This is a genomic window from Citrobacter sp. (assembly GCF_050252275.1).
Taxonomy (GTDB): domain Bacteria; phylum Pseudomonadota; class Gammaproteobacteria; order Enterobacterales; family Enterobacteriaceae; genus Citrobacter_A; species Citrobacter_A amalonaticus.
The window spans coordinates 1-6,264 of the sequence record NZ_JBFWLF010000267.1; the positions used below are offsets into that span (position 1 = coordinate 1).

Annotated in this window: 7 protein-coding genes; 4 read left to right on the forward strand and 3 right to left on the reverse strand. The window is 55.5% G+C overall.

The window, feature by feature from the left end; genetic code table 11:
* The coding region (locus AB7E14_RS18880; RefSeq protein WP_428169790.1) for an SDR family oxidoreductase at window positions 1-389 on the forward strand (389 nt) is incomplete at its 5' end.
* Here AB7E14_RS18880 and AB7E14_RS18885 read toward each other — a convergent pair.
* Complete coding sequence (locus tag AB7E14_RS18885) at window positions 386-721, reverse strand: GlpM family protein (RefSeq protein WP_042319174.1); 336 nt, start codon at window positions 719-721, stop codon at window positions 386-388. The two genes, AB7E14_RS18880 and AB7E14_RS18885, sit on opposite strands and share 4 nt — an antisense overlap.
* 126 nt (window positions 722-847) lie before the next feature.
* Between AB7E14_RS18885 and rstA the strand changes: the two genes are divergently transcribed.
* From rstA to tus, 3 genes are all read left to right on the forward strand, one after another.
* Window positions 848-1,594: a two-component system response regulator RstA gene (gene rstA, locus AB7E14_RS18890; RefSeq protein WP_044328203.1), complete on the forward strand. Its 747-nt coding sequence runs from the start codon at window positions 848-850 to the stop codon at window positions 1,592-1,594.
* A complete protein-coding gene (gene rstB, locus AB7E14_RS18895; RefSeq protein WP_316962290.1) occupies window positions 1,595-2,896 on the forward strand; it encodes a two-component system sensor histidine kinase RstB in 1,302 nt (433 codons plus the stop codon).
* Window positions 2,897-2,969: 73 nt separating this feature from the next.
* A complete protein-coding gene (gene tus, locus AB7E14_RS18900; protein ID WP_316962289.1) occupies window positions 2,970-3,899 on the forward strand; it encodes a DNA replication terminus site-binding protein in 930 nt (309 codons plus the stop codon).
* Here the strand turns inward: tus and fumC are convergent.
* Together fumC and AB7E14_RS18910 are read right to left on the reverse strand one after the other, a co-directional pair.
* Entirely contained in the window at window positions 3,896-5,299 is a 1,404-nt protein-coding gene (gene fumC / locus AB7E14_RS18905) for a class II fumarate hydratase (protein WP_044328202.1), read from the reverse strand. The two genes, tus and fumC, sit on opposite strands and share 4 nt — an antisense overlap.
* Before the next feature lie 141 nt (window positions 5,300-5,440).
* Window positions 5,441-6,264: FumA C-terminus/TtdB family hydratase beta subunit (locus tag AB7E14_RS18910; protein ID WP_428169791.1), on the reverse strand; the 824-nt coding region annotated here is incomplete at its 5' end.

The window sequence follows — 6,264 nt, forward strand, 5'->3', positions numbered from 1 at the left end:
CACCCTATCTGCTTAACCATGCGCTCGTAGGCTTGCTACGCGGGCATGGTCACGCCGCCGCCGACATAATTCATTTTACCGACTACGTTGTGGAGAAAGGCAGTGACAAGCATATCGCTTATGCCGCCAGTAAAGCGGCGCTGGATAATATGACCCGTTCATTTGCCCGCAAGCTCGCGCCAGAGGTGAAGGTCAACGCCATTGCCCCTTCGCTGATCCTGTTTAACGAGGGTGATGACGCCGAGTACCGCCAGCAGGCGCTAAACAAATCACTGATGAAAACGGCTCCGGGGGAAAAGGAGGTGATCGATTTAATCGATTATCTGCTGACCAGTTGTTTTGTGACGGGTCGTAGCTTCGCCGTAGACGGTGGCCGTCATCTGCGTTAGTGCAGTTTGACCCAGCAAAAGATCAGCAGCCAGGCGCTCAGGCACCAGCAGATCACTGCCCCGCCCAGCGCCACTGGCAGCTTCAGAAAACCGGTGAAATACCACAGCGAAACGAGATAGACAAAATAGGGAATAATCGACCACATGCTGAAGACAATGGTCGTTCTTAGCGCGTCAATGCCCCGCTCGCTGGCCACGATATAATGGGCAATCAGCGCGAATGTCGGGAACAGCGGGATGAGTCCTGCGATGTAGTAATTCTTCGTTTTTGCCAGCAACCCAATCAACACCACCACCAGCGCACCCAGCGCGGCTTTAATCACGAGTCCCATTACCTTGCCTTTACACATCAATAACATCAGCAACCAGCATAACGGAAGCATCACCGTTTAGGAAAGATTAATGGAAGGTAACGCCCCGGCGGTGTATGTTGACGTTTTTGATCGGCAATCAAGACGATGAACACGATTGTATTTGTTGAAGACGATCCTGAGGTCGGCGCGCTCATTGCGGCCTATCTGGCTAAACACGATTTCGATGTGATTGTCGAGCCGCGTGGCGATCTGGCTGAAGCGCGGATCCTCCAGGTTCAGCCGGACCTGGTATTGCTGGATATTATGCTCCCCGGTAAAGACGGCATGACCCTCTGTCGTGACCTGCAAGGGCAATGGCAGGGCCCGATCGTCCTCCTCACTTCGCTGGACAGCGACATGAACCACATCCTGGCGCTGGAAATGGGCGCCTGCGATTACATTCTGAAGACCACGCCGCCAGCGGTCTTGCTGGCCCGTCTGCGGCTGCATCTGCGGCAGAGCGATCAGTCAGGCCATAGCAAAGGGATTCAGCCTGCCGCCGTCACGCCGCATAAAACGCTGCGCTTTGGTTCCCTGACTATCGACCCCATCAACCGTGTCGTTTTGCTCAGTGGTGAACAGGTTATACTTTCCACCGCGGATTTCGAGCTGCTATGGGAACTCGCCACGCACGCCGGTCAGATTATGGACCGCGATGCGCTGCTGAAAAATCTGCGCGGTGTAAGCTACGACGGCATGGATCGCAGCGTCGATGTCGCCATTTCGCGTCTGCGTAAGAAACTGCTCGATAATGCGGCTGAGCCCTATCGTATTAAAACGGTACGCAATAAAGGCTATCTGTTTGCCCCGCACGCCTGGGATGATGTGCCATCACTGCATTCGGGGATGTAAATGAAGAAACTGTTCGTGCAGTTTTATCTCCTGCTGTTTGTCTGCTTTCTGGTGATGACCCTGCTGGTCGGGCTGGTGTATAAATTCACCGCAGAGCGGGCTGGCAGGCAGTCGCTCGATGACCTGATGAAAAGCTCGCTGTATCTGATGCGCAGCGAGCTACGCGAGATCCCGCCGCGGGACTGGGGTAAAACGCTCAAAGAGATGGACCTCAACCTCTCTTTTGACCTGCGCGTTGAGCCACTGACAAAATTCAGGCTGGATGATCAGAGTATGCAGCGTCTGCGTGAAGGCGACATCATTGCTCTCGACGATCAGTACACCTTCATTCAGCGCATTCCGCGCAGTCATTACGTGCTGGCCGTGGGTCCCGTACCCTATCTCTATTTTCTCCATCAGATGCGCCTGCTGGATATCGCGCTGATGGCGTTTATCGCCATCTCACTGGCTTTTCCGGTGTTTATCTGGATGCGTCCACACTGGCAGGAAATGCTGCGACTGGAGGCCGCTGCCCAGCGGTTCGGTAAAGGTCATCTCAGTGAACGACTGCATTTTGACAGCGGCTCCAGTTTTGAACGGCTGGGCATTGCTTTTAATCAGATGGCGGACAATATCAATGCGTTGATTGCCAGTAAAAAACAGCTGATCGACGGGATTGCCCATGAATTGCGCACCCCGCTGGTTCGCCTGCGCTACCGACTGGAGATGAGTGAAAATCTCACGGAACAAGAATCTCTGGCGCTCAATCGCGATATCGGACAGCTCGAAGCCTTAATTGAGGAGCTGTTAACCTACGCCCGCCTCGACAGGCCGCAGAATGAACTGCATCTTAGCGAGCCGGATCTCCCGGCCTGGCTCACAGCGCATATTGATGATGTGCAAAGCGTGAATCCTGATCGGACATTGCAGGTTCCGCATCTCGCCCGGGGCAACTACGGTGCGCTGGATATGCGACTGATGGAGCGCGTGCTGGATAATCTGCTGAACAACGCGCTGCGCTACTGCCAGTCCACGGTGCAGATAAGCCTGCAGCTCAGCGATCGTTTCGCCACGCTGACTGTCGACGATGACGGACCGGGCATTGCCCCGGAAGCCAGGGAGACTGTTTTTGAGCCTTTTGTCCGTCTGGATCCGAGTCGGGACCGCGCCACCGGCGGGTGCGGTCTGGGTCTGGCGATTGTCTATTCCATCGCCCAGGCGATGGGTGGCACGGTGAGCTGCGGGGAAAGTGAACTGGGTGGTGCTCGCTTCAGCTTTTGTTGGCCGATCTGGCACACACTTCCGGAATTAACCGCTGGCTGACGCTATTCGCACGGTAGTCGCAGGTGAGATAACGTGCTATACATTGAGTATGTTGTAACTAATGAGGTGCGCAATGGCCCGTTACGATCTTGTCGACAGACTGAACACCACATTTCGCCAGATGGAGCAGACGCTGGCTGAACTAACGCAAGCGCTCGGAGAACATCATCTGATGATTGCCCGTGTCTTTTCGCTGCCGGAGGTGACCAAAGAGGCCGAGCACGCCCCGCTGGATACCATTGCGGTGAAGCAGCATCTGGGTAAAGAGGCCGAAGCGTTGGCGCTGGCGCACTATCGCCACCTGTTTATTCAGCAGCAGTCCGAAACCCGTAGCAGTAAAGCGGCGGTGCGTCTGCCGGGCGTGCTGTGCTATCAGGTGGGTAGTGCCAGCCAGGCGGCGCTGGAAAATCAGGTACAGCGCATCAATCAGTTGAAAACCACTTTTGAGCATATTGTCACCGTGGAGTCCGGTTTGCCGTCTGCGGCGCGCTTTGAATGGGTCCATCGCCATCTGCCGGGGCTGATTACGCTCAATGCCTATCGGACGCTGACGGTGATAAACGATCCGGCGACGTTGCGTTTTGGCTGGGCGAATAAACATATCATCAAGAATTTGCAACGCGATGAGGTACTGGCGCAACTGGAAAAGAGTCTGAATACGCCGCGCAGCGTACATCCCTGGACCCGCGAGGAGTGGCAGGCAAAACTGGAGCGTGAATATCAGGATATCGCCGCCCTGCCACAACAGGCAAAACTCAAAATTAAGCGTCCGGTCAAAGTCCAGCCCATTGCCCGGGTCTGGTACAAAGGCGAGCAAAAGCAGGTACAGCATGCCTGCCCTACGCCGCTTATCGCGTTGATCAATATGGAAAACGGCGCAGGTATGCCGGATATTGGCGAGCTACTGAACTACGATGCCAAAAACATACAGCATCGCTTTAAACCGCAGGCACAGCCGCTGCGTCTGATAATTCCGCGGCTGCACCTGTATGTGGCGGATTAACGACCTGGTTTCATACTGCCGACCATCTGCTCTGGCCGCACCCAGTTGTCAAACTCCACTTCGGTGAGATAGCCCAGCGCCAGAGCCGCAGCTTTCAGCGTCAGCCCCTCTTTATGTGCTTTCTTGGCGATTTCCGCCGCGTTGTCGTAGCCGATATGGGTATTCAACGCGGTGACAAGCATCAGTGATTCATTGAGCAACTGATTAATCCGCTCACGATTGGGTTCGATACCGACCGCACAATGTTCGTTGAAACTTTCCATACCGTCCGCCAGCAGACGCACCGATTGCAGGAAGTTGTGGATCACCATCGGACGGAAGACGTTCAGTTCGAAGTTACCTGATGCGCCGCCGATGTTAATCGCCACATCGTTCCCCATCACCTGACAACACAGCATCGTCAGCGCCTCACACTGGGTTGGGTTAACCTTGCCCGGCATGATCGAGCTGCCCGGTTCATTTTCCGGGATGGCGATTTCGCCAATGCCACAGCGTGGCCCCGACGCCAGCCAACGCACATCGTTGGCGATTTTCATTAGCGACGCCGCCAGCCCTTTCAGCGCGCCGTGAGCATGAACCAGCGCATCACAGGTCGCCAGCGCTTCGAACTTGTTCGGCGCGGTGACAAAGGGAGCCTGGGTGATGGCCGCCAGTTCATCGGCGACGCGACGGGCATATTCCGGATGCGTATTCAGCCCGGTGCCGACCGCTGTTCCGCCCAACGCCAGTTCCGCCACGTGCGGCAGACTGTTTTCAATGTGCCGCAGGTTATGTTCTAACATCGCCACCCAGCCAGAAATCTCCTGTCCCAGCGTCAGCGGCGTGGCGTCCTGGAGATGAGTACGGCCAATTTTGACAATATCGGCGAAAGCGTCTGATTTCTCGTTCAGCGTCTTCAACAACACCTGCAACTGCGGAATCAAATGATTGCGCAACGCCAGCAGCGCAGCCACATGCATTGCCGTCGGGAAGACGTCGTTCGAACTCTGGCTCTTGTTGACGTCATCATTTGGATGGACTTTGCGCTCCATGCCGCGAACGCCGCCCAACAACTCACTGGCCCGGTTTGCCAGCACTTCGTTCATATTCATGTTGCTTTGCGTACCCGACCCGGTCTGCCAGATAGCCAGAGGGAATTCCTCCGCGTGTTTATCTGCCAGCACCTCATCCGCGGCCTGCATAATGGCGGCAGCTTTGTCGGCGGCCAGCAACCCTAAATCGTCGTTAACCTTTGCCGCTGCGCGCTTGGTGAGCGCCAGCGCGTGGATCAGCGAGACGGGCATTTTCTCGGTGGAGATCCGAAAATGCTCAAGTGAACGTTGGGTTTGTGCCCCCCACAGTTTATCTGCCGGGACATCAATCGCGCCCATCGAATCTTTCTCGCTGCGTACCGTTACCATGACCTGCTCCTTAGATAATGAATTGATTAGGTTATGTTCGACATTGCCCACATGCTTGCGGTCTTATGAGTATCAACGATGACAGCACCACCGTTTGGTGGTTTGTGCGATAAAAAAAACCGCCCCGAAGGGCGGCTGACGTTACTTAACGCAGCGTGCGCACTGCGACGTCTGAATCTGCTGGAAGAAGTCGTTTCCTTTATCGTCAACGAGAATAAAGGCCGGGAAATCTTCGACTTCGATTTTCCAGATCGCTTCCATTCCCAGTTCCGGATACTCCACGCACTCCAGGCTCTTGATGCTGCCCTGCGCCAGTACGGCCGCCGGACCGCCAATGCTGCCGAGGTAGAATCCGCCGTGTTTTTGACAGGCGTCAGTCACCTGCTGACTGCGGTTACCCTTCGCCAGCATGATCATACTCCCGCCCTGCGACTGAAGCTGATCAACATACGAATCCATACGCCCGGCGGTGGTCGGACCGAGTGAACCGGAGGCATAGCCTTCTGGCGTCTTCGCCGGACCGGCGTAGTAAATCGGGTGATCTTTTACATACTGCGGCAGCCCTTCGCCATTATCCATCCGCTCTTTTAATTTAGCGTGCGCGATATCACGAGCAACAATGATCGTGCCGTTCAGGGAAAGACGGGTCGACACCGGGTATTGCGACAACTGTTCGAGGATCGCTTTCATTGGACGATTCAGGTCAACGCGAACCGCTTCCCCTTCGCCCGCTTTACGCAGTTCTTCAGGAATGTATTTACCCGGATTGTGCTCCAGCTTCTCGATCCAGATGCCTTTACGGTTGATCTTCGCTTTGATGTTGCGATCTGCCGAGCAGGAGACGCCCATCCCGACCGGACAGGATGCGCCGTGGCGCGGCAGACGGATCACGCGAATATCGTGGGCAAAGTATTTGCCGCCAAACTGCGCGCCTAAACCAAGGTTTTGCGCCTCCGTCAGCAGTT